This is a genomic window from Haladaptatus sp. DJG-WS-42 (assembly GCF_037198285.1).
In the GTDB taxonomy this organism is placed as follows: Archaea; Halobacteriota; Halobacteria; order Halobacteriales; family Halococcaceae; genus QDMS2.
The window spans coordinates 508,073-530,485 of sequence record NZ_CP147243.1 but is presented as its reverse complement, the minus strand read 5'-3'; the positions used below and the strand labels follow the sequence as shown (position 1 = coordinate 530,485).

The following is a 22,413-nucleotide window of genomic DNA, read 5'->3' as shown; positions in this document are numbered from 1 at the left end:
ATTCGACGCTGTTCAGTCCATTCGAGTGTGACCCGCGACTCCCTCCAGTTCTCCGCCCTCTATCTCACCCGCTTTGCCGCCGGATTCGGCCTCGTGACGCTGCTGACGCTGCTCTCTGAGTACATCGACCTGCTCAATCCCTCTGGATTCGTCCTTGGGATGTTCGTCACCTCGCTCACGCTTGCCCAAGCCGTTGCCGTGCTCCCACTCGCCTACGGCGGCGACCGCTACGACAAACGCCGCATTCTCCTCGCTAGCCTGCTCATCAGCATCGCGGCCTACGTCGGCTTCGCGCTGGTGTCTTCGACCGGCGGCTTCCTCCTCGCACGCGGCCTCCAAGGGCTCGCCATCACCGGAACCAGCCTGATGGCGCTCTCGCTCGTGGGCGAACTCGCCCCCGATACAGAGCGGGCGAACTACATCGGCAAGGCAAACGCGTGGCGATTTGCGGCGGGTATCCTCGGAACGCTCTCTGCGGGCGTGCTCTACGAACAGTACGGCTTCGAGGTTGTCTTTGCCGTCATCGTCGCACTGCTCGTCCCCGCCACGCTCGGCGTCTGGCTGTTTCTCGAACCGGACGAAACCACGGGTGGCGACGGATTTGCGCTCACCGACCTCGCGCTCAATCGGCGGATTCTCACGCTCACGAGCTTTCGCGCCCAGTATGCCGTCGCAGTGACGCTCGTCCGGACGTGAATTCCGATTTACGCGGGCGTCGCAGCGCTTCGCGGCGGCCTCGCCTACAGCGCCCTCGCCGTGAGCCTGACCATCGTTGCAGAGAAGTTCACCAACATGCTCGCCCAGCCACACACGGGACGGCTCTCAGACCGCGTGGGCCGCGCGTGGTTCATCTTTATCGGCGGCGGCCTCTACGGCCTCATCTCACTCGCCGTCCCGTTCTCACCCGCACTGGGCGCGTGGCTCGGCGCTCCCGCTGCGTTCCCGTTTCTCGGCCCACTGTCGCCCGCCTTCCTCCCGCTGATTGCGCTGAGTGGTCTCCTCGGGGTTGCGGACAGCCTCCGCGAACCGGCGAGCATGGCGCTGTTCGCAGACGAGGGGAGCGAGGGCGGTGGGGTGGCGTCCAGTTTCGGTATCCGCGAACTCGTCTGGCGACCGGGGAGCGTGCTGGCTCCGATTGCGGCAGGCCTGCTCTGGGCCAGTTTCGGCATCGAATGGGTGTTCTACCTCGGCGGCGTGGCGGCCATCTCGGGCGTGCTCACGTTCGCGGGGATTCTCTACGCCACCCACGGCTCACAGGCACTGAGCAGTTGGTAGCCGGATAGGCCCAGAAAGTGCCGACAGGCGATACATTCATTCTCACCCCGTCGCTAGGACTCGGTATGCGCGTCCGGAACTGGCAAGACATCCTCGAAGACGTTGTCGAAAGCGGTGCGGACGCAGGCGACTGGCGAGCAGTCGCTGGCAATCGCAATCGAGGCCTCGGCGAAGACCTCTACCTCGGCCACCCGAAGGCGGGCGTCTTCCAACTCAAGACCTACGCGAAAAATCCCTTCGAGGTGAAGGGCGTCGGAACGCGCGTCGCCCGACGAATCGACGACGATATTGAATCTTTCTTCCCAAACGAGAAGGTCGGCGGGCGCTTTGGCATCCAGTCTCCCATCGAGGAGTCGAAAGCCGAGCGCACGGGCAAGGAACTCACCGAGATTCTGAAAGCCCACGCAGATGCGCCAACGACGCCGAACGCGCTGTTTGAGGACGTGATGGGCGCACTGGAGAGTCCGGCGTTCGGCCCGCTTGAGTTCGACCACACCGAGCGGTCTGCGAACCTCGGTGAGCTTTCGTCCACGTTCGAGGAGGCGGAGAAACTCCTCGACGCCGAACTCGACGACCTTATCGAAGAGGATGAGGTCGGTCGCGGCTTTATGTGACCGCCTTCGTAGCGTTTTCACGTACATTAAGGTTCGCGCAGTCGTGAGCCAGACTATGATGCTGTGTACGGGAGGCCGGTGATGGTCGGCCCCATATCGAGCGAGGAACGAACCGCGGCGACGCTGCGGCTGAAAATTGGCTTCGTGGTGCTCGTTGGTGCCTCTGCCGGACTCATCACGATTCCCTCCTCGCCGACGCTTGTCGAATTTGGCGTGGCGTTCCTCGCCGGGTCAGCGCTCGGTGTCTTGCTCGTCTGGCTGGTATTTCCGGGGACGGGCGATATCGCGGGCGACGCCCGACGGCGACGATAAATCGGACAGGCATGACGGAATCACACGATTGATTACCGTGAAACTGAAAATCTGGATGAGAACAGATGGCACGAGCAAGTATCGTGGGAGCCGGCATGACGAAGTTCGGCGTCCACGAAGCAACCTTACCAGAACTCTTCGCTGAAGCAGCCCTTCCAGCACTGGATGATGCCGGTGTCGAAGCCGGTGACATCGACGCATTCTACCTCGGCAATGCGATGGGCGGTCAGACCGAAAACGACACCCACCTCGCGCCGACACTCGCCTCGCACATCGGCATCGCGGGCGTGCCGTGTCAGCGCTTCGAGGACGCGTGTGCGACCTCTTCGAACGCGTTCAAACACGCCGTCCAAGACGTGGAGTCGGGCCTCCACGACGTGGTCATCGTCGGCGGGGTCGAGCGCTGTACGCCGGAAACCGGGCTTGGAACCGGCGAGATGACGCGCATTTTCGCCTCCGCCAGTCACCGCCAGTACGAACAGCCAACCGGCCTCACCTTCCCCGGCGTGTTCGCCCTCCTCACGAAGCGACACATGTTCGAGTACGGCACGACGCCGGAGCAACTCGCTTCCGTCGCAGTGAAAAATCACGCCCACGGCGCGCACAACCCGCGAGCGCACTTCGGCCGCGACATCGACGTTTCGGACGTCCTCGACTCGCCAATCATTGCAGACCCGTTCCATCTCATGGACTGCTGTCCCTTCTCGGACGGCGCGAGCGCGGTCATCGTCGTCTCAGACGACATCGCAGACGAGTTCGACGCCCCCGTGGACGTGACCGGCGTTGGCCACGGCACGGACATCGTCCCGCTCGCTGACAAACCGGACTTCCCGTCCACGATGTCGGCCCGTCGCGCCGCAGAGCAGGCCTACGAGCAGGCTGGCATCACGGCAGACGACGTTGACTTCGCGGAAGTCCACGACTGCTTTACCGGCGCGGAAGTCATGGCCTCGGAAGCACTCGGCCTGTTCGAAGACGGCGAGGGCGGCCCCGCGGCCGCCGACGGCCGAACCTACATCGACGGCGAGATGCCAATCAACCCGAGCGGCGGCCTCAAAGCGAAGGGCCACCCGATTGGCGCGACCGGCACAGCACAACTCGTCGAACTCGTCGAACAACTCCGCGGCGACGCGGGCGACCGACAGATTGCAGATGTGGAAACGGGCATCGCCCACAACCTCGGTGGCGACGCCGGCACCACGCTCGTCTCGGTCTTGGAGGTGCGCGCATGAGCCAACTAGAAATCCCGGAATTCCTCGACTACGCAAGCTGGAGTGAAGCACTCAAAGACGGCACGCTACTCGGACAGGAGTGTGCCGACTGCGGCCACCAGACCGCCGCGCCGAAAGCCGCGTGCGTGCGCTGTGGCAGCCGCGACATCTCGACCGTCGAACTCGAAACCACGGGCGAAGTCTACTCAGAATCCACGATTGCCGTCTCGCCGATTGGCTTTGATGCCGGCTTCCAGATTGCGATTGTGCAACTCGGCGAGGCAAAAACCGTTGGCCGCGTCTCAGACGATGTCGAAATCGGCGACACCGTGACGCTCTCTGACGTGTTCGAGCACGAAGGCCAGCCGTCGCCGGTGTTCGAGTCCGTCGAAGAGTAAACGAACTCAACCTCATTCTTCTTATTTATATAAACTAACCGGAGATTTTACTGAATTGGCTGTTCTATTCATGCCTAGTGAATGAACACAGCCCGAATAAATCGAGAATCGATATTCTCGAAAACCGGTTAGATGAACGGTTTGACCACCGGAAAATGGAGGATTGGACTCTTGAGAGGGTAAACGAAGAACGGTGGCTTCTAGAGGATGAATTCTTGAGGTTCAAAGAAATTTTCCCTCCAAAAGGTGGATTAGAGGGTACAGATAGAGCATGGACTCATGACAACCAACATGAAGAGTTGTATTCATTATCGGCGGATGAGCGGATGCGATTGCGACATATGAAGCGGTCGGCACTCGGAGAAATCTATAGAGCTGAGGGAAAGCGGAGAGATAAGGATAGAGACCATCGACTAAAAATCTACAATACTTTTGTCGATTTCACAAAAGCAATTGGTAACTCTATCCGGTCGATTTTCCCCTCATAATTCTCAAAAATTGCTCTCTTCAGGCAACCCGCGCAATCCAGCGGGCCGGATTCTCCAACTCGTCTTTCGTCGGGAGGTTCGCTGGCTGTTCCCAGACGAGGGCGGCGGTTTCGATGTCGCGCACCGCGGCCACCATCTCGAAGAACTCCTTGCCGAGTTCGTACTGGCGGCGTTTCATGCCCATGCCGAGCATCCGGCGGACGAGTTGAGCGACGGGGCCGCCGCCTTTCCGGCGCTCGTCGAGTTTGCGTCGGAGGTCTTCGTACTCGTCGTCGAAGGCGTGGTCCATGATGAGTTCGGCGTAGCCCTCGACGGCGGTCATCGCGGTGTTCAGTTCGGTGAACGCTTCGCGGTTGATGGTACCAGACGAGAGGTCGTCGATACCCGCGCGCATCTGGGCTTCTAAGTGGTCAGAGAGCCACGGTGCGGCCCCGAACTCGGCGGCGTGGGCCACCTCGTGGAAGGCAATCCAGCGACGGAAGCGCGGGAAGGGCGCGTCGAGCATGTCGGCCACGCGGACGATGTTCGGGTGAACGAAGTAGAGGCCGTGCTCGAGTTGCTCTTTCGACTCCTCTGCGAGCAGGAGTGGGTCGTACTGGCCGAGGACGTTGTTTGCGAGGAAGGAGAGGGCGAACGCCATCGTCCCCGTGTTCACGACACGGGCGACGCCGGGAATCACCGAAAGTTGTTGGTTTTCGAGTGGGGCCATCACGCGCTCAAAGGTGGTGATATTGGCGTCCACCCAGTGGTGGCGGTGCTGGATTTCGACGGTGCGCGGCACGTCGAAGTCGATGCCGGACACTTCTCGTACCCGATTACGGGCGTCGCGGACGTCGTTTGCGTAGCCTTCCTGCTCTCGGTCGGCTAACGCCAGATCGCCGGGGTCAGTCGCGGCTTTCGTGGCTTCCGCGACGGCTTGCCAGTCGATGGGGCCGTCGCCGGTCGCACTGGTGACCGCTTTGACGCTACGAAAGAAGTTCACGACTCTGTTTGGAGAGCGCTGGTAAAATGGGTTGTGCCTAGTCGAGGTCGACTTCGGTTTCGTCGCTGTCGCCCCCGCGGAGTTTCTTTACGAGCATCACCGCGCCGAGGAGGAACAGAATTGCGATGAGCGCACCTTTGCCACTCGCGCTCTTTCCGCCCGCTGTCTCGTCCATTTCGCCGTCTTCGACTTCGATTTCCGTTTCGTCGGTCGCGTCTTCGTCGCCGCTTTTCGACCGGCGGAACCGGCCAAAGCGACGCGATTTCTCTGACGATTCTGTCTTCTCAGACTCGTCCGTACTGCCTGACTTCGAGAACGTCGGGCCAAATTGGAAGCCGCCGCCGTTCTCGCCGTGCAGGTGCACCTCGAAGAGAGTGAAGTTTCCCATACTGTTCTATTGGATGACCAACTGTTTATCGGTTGTGGCCTGCTTCGGGGGATTGATAGGTTTCTCACCCCGAGTTTTGCCCATGAACGAGTCCCAGCGAGCGTTTCTCGATTCGCTCCTCGAAGCGCCAAGTCCGTCCGGGTTTGAACTTCCTGCTCAGCGCGTCTGGGTGGATTACGTCTCGCAGTTCGCAGACGACGTTCACACCGACGCCTACGGCAACGCAATCGCCGTCTACGACGGCGGCGACCCAGAACTGGCCTTCACCGGCCACGCAGACGAGATTGGCTTCATCGTCCGCACCATCGACGACAACGGCTTTCTCCGACTCGATAAAATCGGCGGGGCGGACAAAACCGTCTCACGGGGCCAACACGTCACGGTACACACCGCAGACGGCCCGGTCTCTGGCGTCGTCGGGCAGGCGGCGATTCACCTGCGCGACGGGGACGACGAGAAGGTCTCAGAGATTACCGAACAACACGTCGATATCGGTGCAGGCGACAAGGACGAAGCCGAGGAACTCGTCGAAATTGGGGACGCTGTGACGTTCTCCTCGACCGTCAACGACCTCCACGGAACGCGGCTCTCGGCGCGCGGGATGGACAACCGAATCGGTATCTGGGCGGCCGCAGAAGGCCTCCGGCAAGCGACAGAAGCCGAGGTTGACGCGACCGTCTACGCCGTGAGTACGGTGATGGAAGAGATCGGCTTACAGGGTGCGAAGATGATTGCCCACGACTTGAACCCGGACGTGGCCATTGCGGTGGACGTGACCCACGCGACCGACAGCCCTGATGCGCCCGCGAACAAGGGCGGGGACATTTCGCTCGGTGAGGGGCCGGTCATCGCTCGTGGCTCTGCGAATCATCCGCGCGTCGTTGCGCTCGCTCGACAGGCCGCAGGCGCTGCATCAATCGACGTACAGTTGCAGGCGGCTGGGTCGTTCACCGGAACCGACGCAGACGCTTTCTTCACGACGCGTGGCGGCATTCCGTCGCTCAACATCGGGCTGCCGAATCGCTATATGCACACGCCAGTCGAGGTCATCGATACCAACGATCTCATGGCCGTTTCCGACCTGTTGGGAGAGATTGCAGCGCAGGCCGCCGAGTTTGGTACGTTCTCGGTGTCGCTCTGACGGGACAAGGCCGGTACGTTTAATACCGCGACGAAGGGCCGTATGGGTATGAGTGGACGACCGCTCGACGTCCTTGAGGCGTCGTTAGGGGAGGAAGTCACCGTTCGCCTGAAAGATGGTGAGGTGTTCACCGGCGAGCTCGCCGGCTACGACCAGCATATGAATCTCGTGGTTGAGTCGGATGAAGACACAACCATTATACGCGGCGATAACGTCGTCACGATTACTCCATGACTGGTGCAGGTACTCCAAGCCAGGGTAAGAAGAACAAGACGACCCACGTGAAGTGTCGTCGCTGCGGGAACAAGTCCTATCACAGCAGAAAGAAGGTCTGTGCGTCCTGTGGCTTCGGGAAAACGGCCAAACGCCGTGAGTACGCCTGGCAGTCGAAAGCCGGCGAATAGACGCGACGAATCTGCGGCCGCGGTTGCGGTCGCGTGAAATTTTCTCTCTCCTCGCTTCGTGAGCATCTGCTCACGCATGCGTGGTGTTCTCATTACACGCTGAACGAGAGCGCCGCGTGTGACGTCGCCGCCTCTATACACGAACGTGTATATTTTGGCGAGAAGTTCAGGCGATTACGACACAATGGCGGGGGTTTTTACGGTTGGCCGCCACACGAACGACCATGGCAGACGGGCGGGATTCCCCACAATTCCAATACGGCTTGACCGAAAAGTGCGGTGTCGTCGGCATCTCGCTGGCTGACCGACCCGCCGCGCGACCGCTTTACTACTCGCTGTACGCCCTGCAACACCGTGGGCAGGAGTCAGCGGGCATCGTGACCCACGACGGCTTCCAACAGTACAGCCACGTCGAAATGGGGCTGGTTGGCGACGCTTTCACGCTCAAAGATTTAGACAGCCTCCACGGGCAGGTCGGTATCGGCCACGTCCGCTACCCCACAGCCGGGAGCGTCGATTCGAGTTGCGCCCAGCCATTCTCGGTTTCTTTTAAGAGTGGCTCGCTCGGGCTCGCACACAACGGCAACCTCGTGAACGCAGACGAGATTCGCGCCGAACTCGAAGCCCACGGCCACGCGTTCACCTCGGACGGCGACACGGAAGTCATCGCCCACGACCTTGCCCGCAACCTCTTAGACGGCGACCTCGTGCGCGCCGTCAAGAAGACGATGAACCGGATTCACGGCTCCTATGCCCTCACCATTATGCACGACGACACGGTGATGGGCGTCCGCGATCCACAGGGGAATCGCCCGCTCGTCCTTGGCAAACTCGAAGACGGCTACGTTCTCGCCTCAGAGAGTGCGGCCATCGACACCTTAGACGGCGACCTCGTCCGCGACGTGAAACCGGGCGAACTCATCGTGCTCGCAGAAGACGGCTCTGACTTCGACTCCTACCAACTCGTCGAACTCGACAATACGGCACATTGTTTCTTCGAATACGTCTATTTCGCCCGCCCGGACTCGATTATCGACGGCAAACTCGTCTACGAGGTGCGCCGCGAACTCGGACGCAAACTCTGGGAGGAAAGCGGCATCGACACGGACGTGGTGATGCCCGTACCCGACTCCGGTCGCGCATTTGCCTCTGGCTACGCGGACGCCGCAGGCGACGGCGTTGAGTTCGCAGAAGGACTCATGAAAAACCGTTACGTCGGGCGGACGTTCATCATGCCGACACAGGACGAGCGAGAGCGTGCGGTGCGCCTCAAACTGAACCCCATCAAATCCACTATCGAGGGGAAAACCGTCACCATCATCGACGACTCCATCGTTCGCGGAACCACGTCGAACCAGCTCGTCCAACTGCTCAAAGACGCAGGCGCAGAGGAAGTCCACATGCGCATCGGCGCACCCGCCATCATCGCGCCGTGTTACATGGGCATCAACATGGCTACCCGCGAGGAGCTGATTGCTTCTGATAAATCGGTCGCGGACATCCGTGATGTCATCAACGCAGACAGCCTCTCGTATCTCTCCATCGACGCGATTGCAGACGTATTAGAAGCCGAACGCCTCGACCTCTGTCTCGGCTGTGTCACGGGCGAATACCCCTACGACATCAACGGCGAGGAGACGGACAGAGACGTGTCGCGGCCGGTGTTCGGCGACGACTAACTTCTGAAAACAGTTCTTCGGTCAGTAGATGATGTAGAGCAGCAGGTAGACACCAATCCCCATCGAGAAGGAGACGAGCCACAGCGCCGCCGCAATCTTCCCAACGCGTTTGTGACTCGACTGGGGAATCTCTCGAATCGGCCGGGTGAGGGCGGTGAGCACGACGAAGTAGAGCAACGGAATACAAACGATAGCGAACAGCATGTGGATGGCGAGAAACGGGTAGTAGAGGTAGAGCTTGATCGTTTCTGGCCCCATGAAGCTCGTCGTCCCCACGAACGAGATGCGGTACAGATAGAGCGTGAGGAACACCGCAAACAGGCCAAGCGCGGTGAGCATCGCGGCGCGGTGTTTCAGCACCTGTCCCTGTCGAATCCAGCGCCAGCCCTGAGCGATGGTCAGGATAGCAACGAAGCTGATGGTGGCGTTGAGGTGTGGAATCGCCTCATACACCCATTCAGGCGCGCGTGGAAGGATGGCCGTCGGGATGGCTCCAAGCACGGCTCCGAAGACGAGCGCCAGTGAGACGACCGTAAGCAGCCCTGTGAGCGCCGGGACGCGGTCTCTGGTGAGAACCTCCATGCGCCCGTCTTGTCACCGCGGACGGATAGCCGTTACTCGATGCTTTCTGCAATGAGAGCGCGTTAACCCAGTTATAACCATCTTCCTGTCGCCCCACCTAGAGTAGGATGACGCTTCCTCGCCGTCACTTCCTCATCACGTCCGGCCTCCTCCTCGCAGCCGGGTGTTCGACTACCCAACCGGAGCCAACCACGACCACGGAGACAGGAGACGATATTACGACCACGCCGACCACTCCGACCCAGACCACGGCGACGACAACGACCGCACAACCGACCACAGAAGCGCCGACTGAGACGCCCACGGAAACGGAGACACCAACCGAGACGGAGACGCCAGAACCACCAGCAGAGAACGAGACGGCGCGTGAAGCGCTCATCCGAGCCGAGTTCCATCTCGCAGAGGCAGTCACGCTCTACAGCGACTACGGGACGGGCGCGTCGATTCTTCGCGTAACCGCTGCCACCGACGACTTCGAGTGGACGCCCATCGGCAACAAGGTCAGAGAGTCGTGGGACAGACTCGACACCGCAGACGAGTTCGGGACTGACGCCCAACTGGAGCGAAGCGCACAACTCCGCGATGTGGGCGAGTTCGTCCGCTACGCCGCCCGGTGTCAAGACCGCGTTATCACGACGTACCAACAGTCTGTGCGTGCTACAGGAGGACTGTATGCCGACGATTCATTCGAGTTCACCGCGGGGCTCAACCAATCACGTGATGCGCGCGAGGCGGCTACTTCGCTCCTTGCCACCCTCCGCGACGAGACGGATGCAGCAAGCACGACAGCGACGGATACCCTCACACAGACCGAGTACGATGGTAAGGTTGCGCAGTTCGAGGCAGAGATTCTGGTGAGCGGCGACCTCGCTGCGTTGCTCCGCGAGTTCAGGGCAATTCTCGACGCCTTTGATACGGGCGTCTCGCGGCTGTTCGCGCGCAACTACGACGACGCGGAGGAGGATTTCGAGGCGGTGAGTCTCGACCTTGATCTGTTGGCCACAGCGTTTACGCAACTCGACCGCCCGCTGTCGTTCGATTCATTGCTCAACGAGCTAGAGCGAGTGGCGGCCGTGCTCAGCGAGGTCGCCATCAACTTGCGCGACAGCGCGCTCGCAGGTGACGAACGCGATGAGGCTGCCCGCGACGAGGCGCTCGCGGACGCGAGAGAGCGACTGCTCACCAACGACGTTGTGTCAGAGATGGCGATTTCAGAAGCCATCTTCGACGGTGAGTTCTGACCACGAAGACAACGGCTTTACGTCGGCCGACAGCCCTTCTTTCGACATGCGTATCGAGAATAGTTTTATTCCCGTCACCGGGGTTGGCGCTGGCACCGAGCGCAAGCTCTGGCAGTCGGGCATCACCCACTGGGACGAATTCGACCGCGCGGCGGTCAGTGAGCGGAAAGCAGACAAAATCGAGCAGTTCATCGACGAAGGGTACGACCGCCTGGCCGCTGGTGACGCCCGCCACTTCGACGCCATCTTTCCGTCTGGCGAGCAGTGGCGTATCTACGAGAACTTCGCGTCTGACGTGTGCTTTTTCGACATCGAGACGACCGGTCTGAGCCACACAAACTCCGTGGTGACGACCGTGAGCTTCCACCAAGACGGCGAGACGACGACGCTCATCCGCGATGACAACCTCACCGTCGACGCGCTCGACAACATCTTCTCCGAGGCGAAAATTGTCGCCTCGTTCAACGGCAAACGCTTCGACGTTCCTTTCCTCGAAGGGTCGTTCGACATCGACATCGACCACCCGCACATCGACCTGATGTACACCTGCAAAAAGCTCGGTCTCTCTGGGGGCCTGAAACAGATCGAGAAAGACATCGGCATCGACCGCGACGAACCGGACATCACGGGCCGGGACGCCGTCCGCCTCTGGCGCGAACACGAACGCGGGAAAGACGGGTCGCTCGACACGCTCATCAAGTACAATCGCGCGGACACAGTGAACCTTGAAACGCTGATGCAGACGGTGACGAGCCAACTGCACAAAGACGTGTTCGAAGCCGGTTGTAACGGACAGTAACCGGCCTCACACCGAGGTCAGCGCGATGTCGAACAGTTTTGAAAGCGCGTAGGGCAACACCAACGCGAGCAGGAACTCTTGTAGAATCGAGAAGTCGACCGGATACTCGTTCGTATGCTCAACCCGCTGGAGTTGAATGAAGCGGTGAGTGTACTCGCCTGCATTCTCGGGGGTTCCGAGTTTCTTGTACGGGAACATCTCGTCGTCCGGGCCGGAAGCGCGAATCTGCGTTGCGATGGCCTCGATTTTCTGGCGTTTTGCCTCCTGCATGTAGGCGTTGAGCCAGAACACGGGGGCGAAAAAGAGTACGAGTCCGACGCCCATTCCGGCGACGATGAGGGTGGTCGGAAATGCGTTCGAAAGCCCCGTTCCGCGCGCAACTGTCTGGAAGACGGCGAAGATCGTTACGAGCAGCAAGAAGTAGTTCGAGGTACTTTTCACGAGCTCGCCCGCGGGTTCGAGGCCCGCAAAGCCCTGCGGGTCTGAGAAATCGAACAGTCGCGCCTGTCGAATCTTGAACGGGAGAATCACGTGAATGCCGAGATAGAGCGCGAGAAATTCCGCGCCGAGAGGATAGTAGATAAGCGGGTAAATGCCGTAGAATTTGACCGTCGCAACCAGTGGCCCAGCCGTCTCGGTGACGAATTGGCCCGCTCCGGGGTCGAATAACAACCACGATCCGTGAAACAACAACCCGCAGGTGAGTGCACCGATTTTCACTTTCGAGGGAGCGATGGTATCGAGATTCGCCTCTGCTTTTGATGAGGCGCTGACCGGAACGCCGAGAAAAGCGAGCACGCGATTTCGCGTTGGAGCAGGCCCGGTGAGCAGGTCACGTTCGGTCTCGGGAAGTTCGGCGACCGTGTCCGCATACCGCGTTTCGAGTCGAAGGATGAGCCACACGACGAACGGCCACGCCAGCAACAACACCCACTCACCCGGATTTTCGGCGAGTAAAACCTCGCTGGTCTGTATCGCCCCCACGAGAGAGAGCAGCGGCCCATCGAGAAGCACGATCAAGAGGATGAACAGAAACGGCCCGTACGTTGTTTCACCGAACAACCTTGTTGCTACTCTGTCACACTTCGTTTTTCGCGCAAACCATCTTATCCAGAGTCCATTGCCCGTGTCACCCGTCCGCGCCATGACAACATGTGTCTACACAGTATATGTAAATTTACCTGTCACTACGGACTTTCGGGACGATGTTTGCTTTGCGAGCCGTTGGCTCTCCCACGAACCTCGACTGGACTATCAGTCGAGACCATCGGCTCTCGGTTATTACGTCGTCAGTAAGTTTGTGCGTGGGTGCTGTCTCTGAGACGAGCACCCGCACTGAAGGCACGGATGAACGTGCCGTAGCAGTGCGTGGGACCGGATTTGAACCGGCGGACCTCTACAGGACAGCGCCCTCAACGCTGCGCCGTTGGCCTGGCTTGGCTACCCACGCAAGCCGTTCTTTGTAAGCAATCTTTGCTTTCTCGGGGGTAAATAAAAGGGTGTTCATTTCCCGCCGTGGTCGGGAGGCGCTCACATGGCAGACGGCGGCGTGATTGCCCGCTCAAATTCGGCTCGCTCACGAACGAGAAGGGCTTTTCTCTCCTGAGTTGCCACCTTCACGTATGCGACCCCGGACGGCCCTCGCCCTCGCCCTCCTCGTGGTGACCCTCGGGAGCCTCGCCGCCCTCGGCGCGACGAACGTCTTGAATCCGAGTGGCACGCTCACCGAGCAGTGGGTCTCTGACACCGGGCGCTCCGTCCAATCGAACCACCACGCGCCCGCCGCGGGACGAATCCACGGCCAACCGTGGGTGTACGCGCCGGTGAGCGGCCCCACCGACCCGGAGGGGTGTGCGCTTGTCGCCCTCTCTGGGAGCACGGGAGAGACGCGGTGGACACATCAGATTCCCGAAGACGGCTGTGAGATTCACTCGGTTGCAGACCCCGCGCTCGCTGATTACGACGGCGATGGCACTCGCGAGGTCATCGCAGCGACCACCGAGCAGGCCGTTATCGCGTTCGACCCGCTCACGGGCGAAGAGGAACTGCGCTACGAACTCAGTTCGTATGGCTACACGCAACCAGTCGTCGCAGACGTGACCGGCGACGGAACGGCAGAAATCGTCGTCGTTGACATCAAAGGGACGGTCGCCGTGATTCGCCCCGACGGCACCGCCCTGTGGACAGACAACCTCTCGACGTACGTGTGGGGCCAGCCTGCCGTCTCTGACTTCGACGGCGACGGGCAAGCCGAAGTCGCGCTCAGCTTGTCGAGCGGCGAAATTCGGCTATACGAAGCAGACGGCACCGAACAGTGGACGATTTCGCCATTCGACGGCTCCATCACGTGGATGACCGCCGGGCAGGCAGACGACGACGCCCAACACGAAATCGTCGTGGCGACGGTCGGGGGTGATGTGGGCATGGTCGATGGCGCAGCCGGCGCGGTGCAGTGGGAACACAACTTCGGTCAACTCGCGGCGGTACACGCCTTCGGTGACGGTGATGGCGACGGCGACACAGAGGTGTACGCGACGGCCAAAGACGGCAACCTGCGGAGCATCGACGCCGCTACCGGCGACATCGAGTGGGAGACAACGCTCACCACCGAGTCGGTACAGATGATGCCGCCGCCGAAACTCGGCGACGTGGACGGCGACGGCGAGGACGAACTCGTCGCAGTGTCGAACGACGGCATCGTTTCGGTCGTCGACCCGAAAACCGGCGCCGTGCTTGCGACCAGCCAGCGCGACGTCCAAATTTTCACGCACCCGGCGCTCGCGGACACGGACGGTGACGGGGCGGCAGAAATCTACGTGATGTACGGCGACGGCCGGGTATTTGCCTACACTTACGACGAGCGCTGAATCGTCATCGGTTCCATGTCGAGGAAGGCGGTTTCGTAGCCCTCGTGGCGAGCGACCTGTGGGACGATGTCCACTGTGATACTGAGTTCGTCCCACGACGCAGCTCCGTCGAGTGCCGCGCCGTAGTGGTAGTTCAGGTCGGGGTCTAAGGTACGGACGAAGGTGAGTTCGGAGACGATTTCACCACCACTTGCGAGCGACCCGGAGAGCCCCATCGACGGGAGCACCATCTGGTTGTACGGCGTACGTGCAGAGAGCGCGAGATAGCTCTCGGCGTCAATACCGGCTGGCACGTCGCCACCGGAGAGGAGCGTCGCGTAGAACAGCGCATCGCCGCTCGTGGCCTCGCCGATGAACGCACCGGGTAAGGCGTCTTTCGCTGGCGCGGTGGCGCTTGGCATCATTCCCATCTGCATGGGTTCAAGCGCACCTTTGTTCCCGGCTTCGTCTTCGAGCAGGCGATACGGGAGGGCTTCGAGGGTTTCTTGACTGAACTCGAATTCGATGTCAGTGGAGGCTGGGTCGCCGAATTTCTCTGCGAACGCGCCGGTGCGTCGGATGTTCATGCCGCCGACTGAGACGGTTGCGGTGTAGGTGCCGTCTTCGCCGAGCGGCATGTTGTCGCCGTAGTGAAAGCCCATCTGCTGAGAGAGCATCGGATAGATGACTTCTTCCTCGCCGTCGAGTTCGACCGACAGGCCGGTTTCGGGGAGGACGGTGCCCGTTTCTGGGTCCCAGACGACTGCCATCAGGTGGACGGTGTCTTCTGCGGTGACGCTCGTCTTCTGGGTTGCACGCTCGTTCATGTTCCAGAATCGGTGTGGGTAGCTGTACATCAGCCCGAACTGGTAGTCTCCGCCCTTTCCCATGCCTGCCATCTCCATCCCCTCTGCGTGAGTCGGGAGGTAGACGGCGTTTGGTCGGAAGTCTGCGAGCGGTGGTTCGCGAACTGATTGACTCTCGAACAACCCGGTACAGCCAGCGAGCGAGGCTGCGCCGGTGAGGGCACTGGCTCGAAGAAACGTGCGCCGATTCATTGCTGTGAGTATATAAGAGGGTTAAAAAAGACGTTTCTGGTTCAGTCATCGAAACTGGGACAGTGTCACACGCGGCGGCCGAGTCGGATGCAGACGAACCCGGAGAGCGCGACGAGCGCCGCCAGCACGCCAAATCCGGGGCCCTCTGTCGTTGTGGGTGTCTGCGTTGGTTCGGCGTCCGTCGTGGTTTGGGTGGCCGTCTGTGACGGTGTGTTCACCAATCCGCCGTCGCCCGAGTTGTCTCCGAGCGGTTTTGCGACGGTGAACAGCGATGCGACCGGCACGCCACCGGCTGTGACGAGTTTGTCGGTCGCGGGGTCGAACTCGCCGTCGCCGTTGTCTTCGTACACGGTTGCCCAGAGGAGGAACTGGGCTTGCTGGGCGTCGAAGTAGGTTTCATTGATGATGACGGGGACGTTGGTCTCTGTTCCTGCCGCGAGCGGTGCGTGGCCGACGATTTCACCGGGCGCACCGTTCGTGTTGGTTCTGAGGACGAGGAAACTCGATTGGCTGGTCGTGACCTGCGGAATTGTCACGTTGTTCACCTGCGTCTCTTTCACGCTGAACCCGGCGGCGGCGACGGAGACGGAACCTGCGCCTTTTCGCACCGTGATTGGCGTGGCTGCGGCCCCACCGAAGGCTTGGAGTTCCCCGTCACTTTTCGGGTTGAACTCGCCGTCGCCGTTGTCCTCGTGGAGCACTGCCCAGACGGTTTCGTTGCCCGCCATGTCGTTCCAGAACTCGTCGCTCATCTCCACCGAAATCGGTGCGTGAAAGCCGCGAGAGACGGCTTTGTGCCCAATCACTTTGCCCGGATTCCCGTCGTTGTCTGCGTGCAACACGAGGTACGCGGCTTGGTCGACGAACAGCCGTTCGACCATGACCGAGCCGTCGCCGGACACTTGGCTGTCTGCACTCAGGTGGTTTCCGTGGGCGCTCGCCGTTGTCGCACCTGCGAGGAGTGAAAGCGTGAGGGCCAGTGCAACAACCGCTCGACTCGTCCGTTTCATCGATTATCGCTCCGTTCACCCGCCGTCAATAAAGCCTCACTGCCCGGACAGCGTCACCTCGAACGGGGTCGTGTCGAGGAAGGCGGTCTCGTAACCCTCGTGACGCGCGACCTGTGGTGGCGTCTCAACGGTGAGCGTGAGCGTATCGCCGGATTCGACACCAGAGACGTCCGCGCCGTAGTGGTAATTGAGGTCGGGGTCGAGCGTTCGCTCGAACATCCCACTATAAACCTCTTCGCCACCGCGTGAAAGTGTTCCACTGAGCGCCATCGCCGGAAGGACAAACCGGTTGTACGGTGTTCTCGCCGACACGGCGAGGTAGCTCTCGGCGTCGATACCGGCTGGCACGTCGCCACCGGAGAGGAGCGTCGCGTAGAACAACGCATCCCCACTTTTTGCTTCACCGAGGAGCGTGCCGGGGAGCGCGTCGCGCTCGGGCGCGAAGCCGAGTGGCATCATCATGTCCATTGGTTTGACTGAACCGGGATTGCCCGCCTCTTCGATTTCGGTGACGGAAATCTGCTCGCGAGTATCTTTCGTGAACTCGAATTCGATGTCGGTGGAGGCTGGGTCGCCGAATTTCTCTGCGAACGCGCCGGTGCGTCGGATGTTCATGCCGCCGACTGAGACGGTTGCGGTGTAGGTGCCGTCGTCGCCGAGCGGCATGTTGTCGCCGTAGTGAAAGCCCATGCGCTGGGAGAGCATCGGATAGATGACTTCTTCTTGGCCAGCGAGTTCGACTGAGACGCCTGATTCGGGCAGGACAATCCCGGTTTCTGGGTCCCAGACGGTCGTCATCAGGTGCACCGAATCGGACGATTCGATGGCGGTTTTTTGGAGGCTGGCTCCATTCACGTTCCAAAACTCGTGGGGGACGGTGTACATCAGGCCGACTTTGTACGGGCCAGCATCGGCCATCCCGGCCATGTACATCCCCTCGACGAACGACTGAATGTAGACGCCACGACTCTCCTCGTCTGTTGCCGCCGCCGTTGTCGCAGTCGTCGTTTGCGAAGTGGTCGTGGTGTCGGCGTCACCTTGTGTCCCTTGATTGAGACACCCAGCGAGACCGAGCGTTGAAATAGCTCCGAGGTGGAGGAAATGGCGGCGGTGCATGCGATTGTACGTGTCACAACCCTGTATAGGTGTTCTGGTTGGATTGTCGAACGCTTCGCAGAAAACTGAGGGAAGCGCACGTTTTAAACGGTCAATTCCCCTAAAATCGACCATGGCCAAGTACTCGACCGGCGGTAGCCTCGGTGGCGGCGGTGGCGACTCGTGTGAGCTCTGTGGCAAAACCACCGGCGACCTCCGGACGGAATCGATAGCCGGAGCCGAGTTGCTCGTCTGCCGTGACTGTGCGCCCCACGGCGATTCGAAACGCGAACGCAAAGAGCGGATGAACGAACCAGAAGAACGCCGCGAGAGCCGGAAAAAGCGGGCGGCGAGAAACGTTGCGCGGATGGCGGACGCGCGCAAAGGCGACCCCACCCGCTGGGAGAAAGAGGGCACTCACTACGACGACGACCCGCTTCCGTATCTCGTGAAAGGCTACGCAGACCTCGTCACCGAAGCGCGCCAAGACGCTGGCTTGACGGTCGAAGACCTCGCCGCTGACTTAGACCTCGCAGAAGACGACCTGCTCGCCGTCGAACAGGGACGGGCGACGAGCGCAGGCGTCGGTGGCTCGGTCATCGAAGCCTTAGAAGCGCATTTCGACCTCACCCTCGCCGAGTGAAAAAGGGGCAAGTTTTTCGACCCGCCCTCTAGATTGTGGGTATGGAACTCACGCCCGAACAACAGGCCATCAAAGAGGCGGTGCGCGAATTTTCGATAAACGAGATTCGACCGACGGCCGAGCAAGCAGACCGAGAACAGGTGTTCCCAGAGGAGGTCTGGCAGGGCCTTGCTGACCTCGATTTACTCGGCCTCAACATTCCTGAGGAGTATGGCGGCTTTGGTGGCGACCGGATGACCTACAGCATCGTAAACGAGGAAGTCGCCTACGGCATGCTCGCGGCGGCGACGGCGATGTCCGTCCAGTACCTCGTAAACGCCTGTATCGACGAGTTCGGAAGCGACGCACACCGCGAGCACTGGCTCCCCCGCCTCGCAAGCGGCGAGTCGATTGGCGCGTTCTGTCTCTCAGAGCCGGGCGCAGGCTCGAACCCCGCGCAGATGGAAACCGAAGCGAAGCGTGTTGGCGACGAGTACGTACTCAACGGGAAAAAGCAGTGGATCACGAACGGCCAGCGCTCTGACGTGGCCGTCGTGTTCGCAAAGACCGACCGCGAAGACCCGCGGACGGTCACCCAGTTCCTCGTCCCGAAGGACACGCCGGGCGTCGAAGTCGGCAAGAAAGAGGACAAACTCGGTCTCAGAGCGAGCGACACGACGGGGCTCATCTTCGATGACGTGCACATCCCTGCAGAGAACCGCTTGACTGAGGTTGGGAAAGGGCTCTCTGCGGCATTCTCTATTTTAAACGGCGGGCGCATCGCCATCGCCTCACAGGCAGTCGGTGTGGGCCAGTCAGCCCTTGATGAAGCGCTTTCTTACGCCCAAGAGCGCGAGCAGTTTGGCGAGCCAATCGCCGAGATTCAGACCATCCAACACAAACTCGCCGATATGCAGACAAAAGTGCAGGCTGCACGCCTGCTCGCCCGCGACGCCGCCCGCCGCGACGACGCCGGTGAAGACGTCCAGATGGCCGCGAGTATCGCCAAGTACTTCGCGAGCGAAAACGCTGTACAGGTCGCAAATCAGGCCGTCCAGATTCACGGCGGCTACGGCTACACCACGGACTTCCCGGTCGAACGGATGTACCGCGATGCGAAGATTACAACCATCTACGAGGGCACCTCCGAGATCCAGAAGATGGTCATCGCGCGCAACTTACTCGGGTAGCGGAGCGGCGTCCGTTTCCTGACTGCGTGCACTGACAGTACCCTTTTATCGGATAGCTGTGAAGGGGTTTGAATGAACTTCACGGGCACAACTACCGTCGTTGATTTCGACGCCGAGGCCGCACTCGAAGCGGCGGCTTCGATTTCCGATGCAGAGGTACTCATCGGCGTCGAGTACAACACAGAGGCGTTCAATATTCTGTACGTCTCAGACGTTGTCGATACCCTCTATCAGGACCGCGAGCAGATGACGGCTCATTTTGACACCATCCATTCGTACGTTCACTTAGATTTCACCGAGCGCGAGCTGTTCAAAGACCTGTTCGTAGACCCAGCCGGTGTTCGAGCCTTCGTCACCTACATGGGGAACATGATTGCGATTCGACTCCTGTCCGGTGATGACGGGTTGTTCATTGGGTTGGCCCCGGGGAGTGCGGTGACTGGTGTCGTCACCAGCGTCGAGGCGGCAGTCAAAAACCAGTAGCCAGAAGCCATTTTTATTCGGCAGTCAGACACTCTCTATGTCCCCCTCCACGCTCGCGTCGGCAAACGCGATTGTTTATGATTTAGACGGCACGCTCGTCCGGCTCGACGTCGATTGGAACGCGGTCAGAGAAAACGTCACCGCAGCCCTCGAAAGTCGCGGGGTTGAAACGGACGGTGAAGACCTCTGGGGGCTGCTCTCGCTTGGCAAAGAAACCGACAACGGCGCGCTCGTCGAGTCGATTATCGCAGACCACGAACGGACCGGCGCACGCAACTCGACGCGGCTGTTTCTGGCCGACGCAATTCCAGCGAACATCCCGGTTGGGGTGTGCTCGCTCAACTGCGCGTCTGCGGTACACATCGCCCTCGAAACCCACGGGCTCTCAGAGCGTATTTCTGCGATGGTCGGGCGCGATTCGCTCCCCGAACAGAAGCCCCACCCAGAACCGTTGCTGGCCGTCATCGAGGACCTCGACGCGGACCCGGCTGAGACGGTGTTCATCGGGGACTCGAAAAGTGACGCAGAGACCGCGACACGAGCGGGGACGAGGTTCGTCTACGTCGAAACGTTGCGCCGCGCGTAGGTGTAGACTGAAAGCGCCGTCAGCAACCAGATGATTGCGCCGACGCGAATCGCAAACGACGCGCGCGCCCCCCACGTTGGAAGGGTGTAGGGAATCGAAAGCAGCGTGACGACGGGCGCGCCGATGGCGATGGTGAGGACGAACGTGACCTGCATCACCCACGTGTAGTCAATTCCCTCGACCTCGGTCGTCTCGACGCGTGCTGGCACAGGTTCTCGTTGCGGTGGCGGGTGGTTAATGGTTGCCGTTTTGCGCCACTGCGTGCGGGTGACCGAATACGTTTAATCCCACCCCGACCACTGCTGTCATATGCCCACGACAGTCAAGGACATCCGCAATATGGCGGGCGAGACGCGGATTGTGATGATGACGGCCTACGATGCGCCGACCGCCGCGATTGCCGATGCACAGGGCCTCGATATTCTGCTCGTCGGTGACAGCCTCGGGAACACCTCGCTCGGCTACGACTCGACGCTCCCCGTGACGGTTGACGATACGGTGCGCCACACGGCCGCCGTCGCCCGTGCGACCGAAAACGCTCTCGTTGTGGCGGACATGCCGTTTCTCAGCTTTGGCGTAGATGACGCAGAGAGCATCAAAAACGCCGGGCGCATGCTCAAGGAAGCGGGGGCGAAAGCCGTCAAAATCGAGAGCGGGCCACACACTGTCGAACTGACGCGCAAACTCACGCAACTCGGGATTCCGGTCATGGCACACCTCGGGTTGACGCCCCAGCAGGTGAACCAACTCGGCGGCTACACCCGCCAAGGCACGACGCGGGACTCGGCCACGGAAATTCTCGAACTCGCCAAACAGCACGAGGATGCGGGTGCGTTCTCGCTTGTGCTCGAACACGTCCCTGCGAACCTCGCCGCGCAGGTGACTGAAACGTTAGCGATTCCGACCATCGGCATCGGTGCTGGCCCGGACACGGACGGACAGGTGCTCGTCGTTGATGATGTCGTCGGCACGAGCGACTGGCAACCACCGTTCGCAAAACAGTTCGGTAACGTGCGCGCGGAGATGGAAAAGGCGATTACTGCGTACGCAGACGAGGTGCGCGACGGGAGCTTCCCCGGCCCCGAACACAGCCACGTCGAGAAAGACCTCGACAACCTCTACTGAGCGAGAAAGCGCTCGATTGCGGTGGCGAAGGCGTCTGGTTGTTCTATCATTGCGAGGTGGGCGGCGTTTTCTATCATGGCGAGTGTCGCATTCTGCATGTTCTCGACCAAATATTCGTGATACGAAACTGGTGTGAGTCGGTCGTACTCACCGACGAGCGCGAGGGTTCTCGTCTCGATAGTTCCAAGCGCGTCTCGTTCGTCGAACGTGTGGCAGGTGCGGAAATCCCTCGTCGTGACGGCTTTTCCCACCGCGTTCATCGTGGCCTTCGAGTGGTCGGTGACGCTCGTCGTGGTGTCGTGAAACAGCATGTCCTCGCCGTGGAGAAACGAGACGGCGCGCTCGAAGTCCGTCTCGAAGAGATTGAGGAGGTCATCGAGCACGGCGAGTTTCGCGCCCGAGCCCGCGAGGACGACGGCCTCCGGTTCGAAGCCGCGTTCGACCAGCAGGTGGATGATGACTGCGCCGCCGAGTGAGTTGCCGACGAGGACGGTTGCGCCGGTCTCTTCACAGACGGCGAGCACGTCGTCTGCGTACGCAGAAAGTGTTGCAAAGCCGGGTTCGGCGTCGAAATCGTCGGAGTCACCGTGGCCGCTCAGGTCGAGGGCGACTGCCGGACGGGCGTTCGAGCGGCGTCCGTAGATGCCCGCCCAGACCCGGTGGGTGCCGCCACTGCCGTGGACGTAGCAGATTGGGGGGCCGTCGTCGCCGAAGTCAGTGCGCCGATACGCTGTCTCCCGTCCGTGGTGCGTTACGGTGTGCATATGTGAGACGACACAGGCGCGACGGATAAGTTTAGAACACTGAACCGCAATACTACCGCACAATCGATTCCCTGCGCTGTACAACGGTTCTCAGCGAAACAGTTAAATATAGAGATAACT

The 22,413-nt window shown here is 60.7% G+C and carries 28 protein-coding genes and 1 tRNA gene; 19 read left to right on the top strand and 10 right to left on the bottom strand.

Annotation, left to right across the window (positions count from 1 at the left end):
* Positions 1–27: 27 nt before the first annotated feature.
* The 7 genes from V5N47_RS02950 (at position 28) to V5N47_RS02920 (ending at position 4,298) form a co-directional block, all read left to right on the top strand.
* The gene (locus V5N47_RS02950; RefSeq protein WP_338729355.1) at positions 28–696 is read left to right on the top strand and encodes an MFS transporter; all 669 of its coding nucleotides are present in this window, start codon (positions 28–30) and stop codon (positions 694–696) included.
* A complete protein-coding gene (locus V5N47_RS02945) occupies positions 697–1,275 on the top strand; it encodes an MFS transporter (protein ID WP_338730339.1) in 579 nt (192 codons plus the stop codon). It begins immediately after the preceding gene.
* Positions 1,276–1,340: 65 nt separating this feature from the next.
* Positions 1,341–1,889 carry a hypothetical protein gene (locus tag V5N47_RS02940; protein ID WP_338729354.1) on the top strand — a complete coding sequence of 183 codons (549 nt, stop codon included), beginning with the start codon at positions 1,341–1,343 and terminating at the stop codon, positions 1,887–1,889.
* An 81-nt stretch (positions 1,890–1,970) separates the two neighbouring features.
* Positions 1,971–2,201: a hypothetical protein gene (locus tag V5N47_RS02935; RefSeq protein ID WP_338729353.1), complete on the top strand. Its 231-nt coding sequence runs from the start codon at positions 1,971–1,973 to the stop codon at positions 2,199–2,201.
* Positions 2,202–2,266: 65 nt separating this feature from the next.
* A complete protein-coding gene (locus tag V5N47_RS02930; RefSeq protein WP_338729352.1) occupies positions 2,267–3,433 on the top strand; it encodes a thiolase domain-containing protein in 1,167 nt (388 codons plus the stop codon).
* A complete protein-coding gene (locus tag V5N47_RS02925) occupies positions 3,430–3,810 on the top strand; it encodes a zinc ribbon domain-containing protein (RefSeq protein ID WP_338729351.1) in 381 nt (126 codons plus the stop codon). The genes V5N47_RS02930 and V5N47_RS02925 overlap by 4 nt, the downstream gene beginning before the upstream one ends.
* Before the next feature lie 77 nt (positions 3,811–3,887).
* Positions 3,888–4,298: a hypothetical protein gene (locus V5N47_RS02920; RefSeq protein WP_338729350.1), complete on the top strand. Its 411-nt coding sequence runs from the start codon at positions 3,888–3,890 to the stop codon at positions 4,296–4,298.
* Positions 4,299–4,317: 19 nt separating this feature from the next.
* Here the strand turns inward: V5N47_RS02920 and V5N47_RS02915 are convergent, their stop codons facing one another.
* Positions 4,318–5,280 (bottom strand): zinc-dependent metalloprotease, encoded by a 963-nt coding sequence (locus V5N47_RS02915; protein WP_338729349.1) that lies wholly within the window; start codon positions 5,278–5,280, stop codon positions 4,318–4,320.
* A gap of 37 nt (positions 5,281–5,317) precedes the next feature.
* On the bottom strand, positions 5,318–5,668 hold the full coding sequence (locus V5N47_RS02910) for a hypothetical protein (protein WP_338729348.1): 351 nt from the start codon (positions 5,666–5,668) through the stop codon (positions 5,318–5,320).
* An 82-nt stretch (positions 5,669–5,750) separates the two neighbouring features.
* Here V5N47_RS02910 and V5N47_RS02905 point away from each other — a divergent pair, with 82 nt between their 5' ends.
* From V5N47_RS02905 to purF, 4 genes are all read left to right on the top strand, one after another.
* Positions 5,751–6,809, top strand: coding sequence for a M20/M25/M40 family metallo-hydrolase (locus V5N47_RS02905; RefSeq protein ID WP_338729347.1), 1,059 nt, complete (start codon positions 5,751–5,753; stop codon positions 6,807–6,809).
* Positions 6,810–6,857: 48 nt separating this feature from the next.
* Entirely contained in the window at positions 6,858–7,043 is a 186-nt protein-coding gene (locus tag V5N47_RS02900; RefSeq protein ID WP_276246897.1) for an LSM domain-containing protein, read from the top strand.
* The gene (locus V5N47_RS02895) at positions 7,040–7,213 is read left to right on the top strand and encodes a 50S ribosomal protein L37e (protein WP_332899570.1); all 174 of its coding nucleotides are present in this window, start codon (positions 7,040–7,042) and stop codon (positions 7,211–7,213) included. The genes V5N47_RS02900 and V5N47_RS02895 overlap by 4 nt, the downstream gene beginning before the upstream one ends.
* Positions 7,214–7,476: 263 nt before the next feature.
* On the top strand, positions 7,477–8,892 hold the full coding sequence (gene purF, locus V5N47_RS02890; protein ID WP_338730337.1) for an amidophosphoribosyltransferase: 1,416 nt from the start codon (positions 7,477–7,479) through the stop codon (positions 8,890–8,892).
* Positions 8,893–8,913: 21 nt separating this feature from the next.
* Here purF and V5N47_RS02885 read toward each other — a convergent pair whose 3' ends face one another.
* Complete coding sequence (locus tag V5N47_RS02885) at positions 8,914–9,474, bottom strand: DUF420 domain-containing protein (RefSeq protein ID WP_338729346.1); 561 nt, start codon at positions 9,472–9,474, stop codon at positions 8,914–8,916.
* A gap of 107 nt (positions 9,475–9,581) precedes the next feature.
* Between V5N47_RS02885 and V5N47_RS02880 the strand changes: the two genes are divergently transcribed.
* Both V5N47_RS02880 and V5N47_RS02875 read left to right on the top strand, forming a co-directional pair.
* The gene (locus V5N47_RS02880; protein ID WP_338729344.1) at positions 9,582–10,715 is read left to right on the top strand and encodes a hypothetical protein; all 1,134 of its coding nucleotides are present in this window, start codon (positions 9,582–9,584) and stop codon (positions 10,713–10,715) included.
* Between the two features lie 46 nt (positions 10,716–10,761).
* Positions 10,762–11,514: a ribonuclease H-like domain-containing protein gene (locus V5N47_RS02875; protein WP_338729343.1), complete on the top strand. Its 753-nt coding sequence runs from the start codon at positions 10,762–10,764 to the stop codon at positions 11,512–11,514.
* A 6-nt stretch (positions 11,515–11,520) separates the two neighbouring features.
* Here V5N47_RS02875 and V5N47_RS02870 read toward each other — a convergent pair whose 3' ends face one another.
* Both V5N47_RS02870 and V5N47_RS02865 read right to left on the bottom strand, forming a co-directional pair.
* Positions 11,521–12,660, bottom strand: a complete 1,140-nt coding sequence (locus V5N47_RS02870; protein WP_338729342.1) for a hypothetical protein — start codon at positions 12,658–12,660, stop codon at positions 11,521–11,523.
* A gap of 219 nt (positions 12,661–12,879) precedes the next feature.
* Positions 12,880–12,964: transfer RNA gene (locus V5N47_RS02865), tRNA-Leu, on the bottom strand.
* 172 nt (positions 12,965–13,136) lie between these two features.
* Between V5N47_RS02865 and V5N47_RS02860 the strand changes: the two genes are divergently transcribed.
* Entirely contained in the window at positions 13,137–14,381 is a 1,245-nt protein-coding gene (locus V5N47_RS02860; RefSeq protein WP_338729341.1) for an FG-GAP-like repeat-containing protein, read from the top strand.
* On the opposite strand, the gene V5N47_RS02855 is transcribed toward V5N47_RS02860, so the two are convergent.
* From V5N47_RS02855 to V5N47_RS02845, 3 genes are all read right to left on the bottom strand, one after another.
* Positions 14,366–15,418 (bottom strand): twin-arginine translocation signal domain-containing protein, encoded by a 1,053-nt coding sequence (locus V5N47_RS02855; RefSeq protein ID WP_338729340.1) that lies wholly within the window; start codon positions 15,416–15,418, stop codon positions 14,366–14,368. The two genes, V5N47_RS02860 and V5N47_RS02855, sit on opposite strands and share 16 nt — an antisense overlap.
* Positions 15,419–15,483: 65 nt before the next feature.
* Positions 15,484–16,428 (bottom strand): PGF-CTERM sorting domain-containing protein, encoded by a 945-nt coding sequence (locus V5N47_RS02850; protein ID WP_338729339.1) that lies wholly within the window; start codon positions 16,426–16,428, stop codon positions 15,484–15,486.
* A 36-nt stretch (positions 16,429–16,464) separates the two neighbouring features.
* A complete protein-coding gene (locus V5N47_RS02845; protein ID WP_338729338.1) occupies positions 16,465–17,544 on the bottom strand; it encodes a hypothetical protein in 1,080 nt (359 codons plus the stop codon).
* A gap of 112 nt (positions 17,545–17,656) precedes the next feature.
* On the opposite strand from V5N47_RS02845, the gene V5N47_RS02840 reads away from it, so the two are divergent.
* The 4 genes from V5N47_RS02840 (at position 17,657) to V5N47_RS02825 (ending at position 20,404) form a co-directional block, all read left to right on the top strand.
* The gene (locus V5N47_RS02840) at positions 17,657–18,166 is read left to right on the top strand and encodes a transcriptional regulator (RefSeq protein WP_338729337.1); all 510 of its coding nucleotides are present in this window, start codon (positions 17,657–17,659) and stop codon (positions 18,164–18,166) included.
* A gap of 41 nt (positions 18,167–18,207) precedes the next feature.
* Entirely contained in the window at positions 18,208–19,335 is a 1,128-nt protein-coding gene (locus tag V5N47_RS02835) for an acyl-CoA dehydrogenase family protein (protein WP_338729336.1), read from the top strand.
* A gap of 72 nt (positions 19,336–19,407) precedes the next feature.
* Positions 19,408–19,818, top strand: a complete 411-nt coding sequence (locus tag V5N47_RS02830) for a hypothetical protein (RefSeq protein ID WP_338729335.1) — start codon at positions 19,408–19,410, stop codon at positions 19,816–19,818.
* 37 nt (positions 19,819–19,855) lie between these two features.
* Positions 19,856–20,404 (top strand): HAD-IA family hydrolase, encoded by a 549-nt coding sequence (locus V5N47_RS02825; protein ID WP_338729334.1) that lies wholly within the window; start codon positions 19,856–19,858, stop codon positions 20,402–20,404.
* Here the strand turns inward: V5N47_RS02825 and V5N47_RS02820 are convergent.
* Positions 20,377–20,613, bottom strand: coding sequence for a DUF5822 domain-containing protein (locus V5N47_RS02820; protein ID WP_338729333.1), 237 nt, complete (start codon positions 20,611–20,613; stop codon positions 20,377–20,379). The two genes, V5N47_RS02825 and V5N47_RS02820, sit on opposite strands and share 28 nt — an antisense overlap.
* A 100-nt stretch (positions 20,614–20,713) precedes the next feature.
* Between V5N47_RS02820 and panB the strand changes: the two genes are divergently transcribed.
* Positions 20,714–21,529, top strand: coding sequence for a 3-methyl-2-oxobutanoate hydroxymethyltransferase (panB, locus tag V5N47_RS02815; RefSeq protein WP_338729332.1), 816 nt, complete (start codon positions 20,714–20,716; stop codon positions 21,527–21,529).
* On the opposite strand, the gene V5N47_RS02810 is transcribed toward panB, so the two are convergent.
* Positions 21,523–22,293, bottom strand: a complete 771-nt coding sequence (locus V5N47_RS02810; protein ID WP_338729331.1) for an alpha/beta hydrolase — start codon at positions 22,291–22,293, stop codon at positions 21,523–21,525. The genes panB and V5N47_RS02810 overlap by 7 nt on opposite strands.
* Positions 22,294–22,413: the final 120 nt, after the last annotated feature.